Raw genomic sequence first — 1627 nt, 5'->3', positions numbered from 1 at the left:
TTTATGGAGAGTTTGATCCTGGCTCAGAGTGAACGCTGGCGGCGTGCTTAACACATGCAAGTCGAACGAGAACGGATTATAGCTTGCTATAATTGTCAGCTAAGTGGCGCACGGGTGAGTAATATATAGGTAACATGCCTTCAAGAAGGGGATAACGTTTGGAAACGGACGCTAAGACCCTATATGCCTTTAAGTCTAAAGACTGCAAGGGAAATATTTATAGCTTGAAGATTGGCCTGTACAGTATCAGTTAGTTGGTGAGGTAATGGCTCACCAAGACAATGACGCTTAACTGGTTTGAGAGGATGATCAGTCACACTGGAACTGAGACACGGTCCAGACTCCTACGGGAGGCAGCAGTGGGGAATATTGCACAATGGACGAAAGTCTGATGCAGCAACGCCGCGTGGAGGATGACACATTTCGGTGCGTAAACTCCTTTTATATAGGAAGATAATGACGGTACTATATGAATAAGCACCGGCTAACTCCGTGCCAGCAGCCGCGGTAATACGGAGGGTGCAAGCGTTACTCGGAATCACTGGGCGTAAAGAGAATGTAGGCGGATAAATAAGTCAGAAGTGAAATCCAATAGCTTAACTATTGAACTGCTTTTGAAACTGTTGATCTAGAATATGGGAGAGGTAGATGGAATTTCTGGTGTAGGGGTAAAATCCGTAGAGATCAGAAGGAATACCGATTGCGAAGGCGATCTACTGGAACATTATTGACGCTGAGATTCGAAAGCGTGGGGAGCAAACAGGATTAGATACCCTGGTAGTCCACGCCCTAAACGATGCACACTAGTTGTTGTGAGGCTAGACCTTGCAGTAATGCAGTTAACACATTAAGTGTGCCGCCTGGGGAGTACGGTCGCAAGATTAAAACTCAAAGGAATAGACGGGGACCCGCACAAGCGGTGGAGCATGTGGTTTAATTCGACGATACGCGAAGAACCTTACCTGGACTTGACATAGATAGAATATAACAGAGATGTAATAGTGCTAGCTTGCTAGAACTATCATACAGGTGCTGCACGGCTGTCGTCAGCTCGTGTCGTGAGATGTTGGGTTAAGTCCCGCAACGAGCGCAACCCTCGTCATTAGTTGCTAACAGTTCGGCTGAGAACTCTAATGAGACTGCCTGGGTAACCAGGAGGAAGGTGAGGACGACGTCAAGTCATCATGGCCCTTACGTCCAGGGCTACACACGTGCTACAATGGGGTATACAAAGAGCAGCAATACAGTGATGTGGAGCAAATCTCAAAAATATCTCCCAGTTCGGATAGTAGTCTGCAACTCGACTACTTGAAGTTGGAATCGCTAGTAATCGTAGATCAGCAATGCTACGGTGAATACGTTCCCGGGTCTTGTACTCACCGCCCGTCACACCATGGGAATTGAACTCATTCGAAGCGGGAATGCTAAAATAGCTACCCTCCACAGTGGATTCAGTAACTGGGGTGAAGTCGTAACAAGGTAACCGTAGGAGAACCTGCGGTTGGATCACCTCCTTTCAGAGACAGAAGTTAGATTCGATTCTAACTTCATCAAGAAAAACAATAAAGAGTATTATGTTCGGTTTATAAAGATTATTTATTTTAATGTAAATTACAAAAATTAAAGT

The 1627-nt window shown here is 45.5% G+C and carries 1 rRNA gene; it reads left to right on the top strand.

What is annotated here, in order from left to right:
• Window positions 1–1517: ribosomal RNA gene (locus D9T19_RS14215) — 16S ribosomal RNA — on the top strand.
• Window positions 1518–1627: the final 110 nt, after the last annotated feature.

Source organism: Poseidonibacter antarcticus (assembly GCF_003667345.1).
GTDB lineage: Bacteria > Campylobacterota > Campylobacteria > Campylobacterales > Arcobacteraceae > Poseidonibacter > Poseidonibacter antarcticus.
Note: the sequence above shows the minus strand (reverse complement) of the source record. Positions and strands in the feature narration are given on the sequence as shown.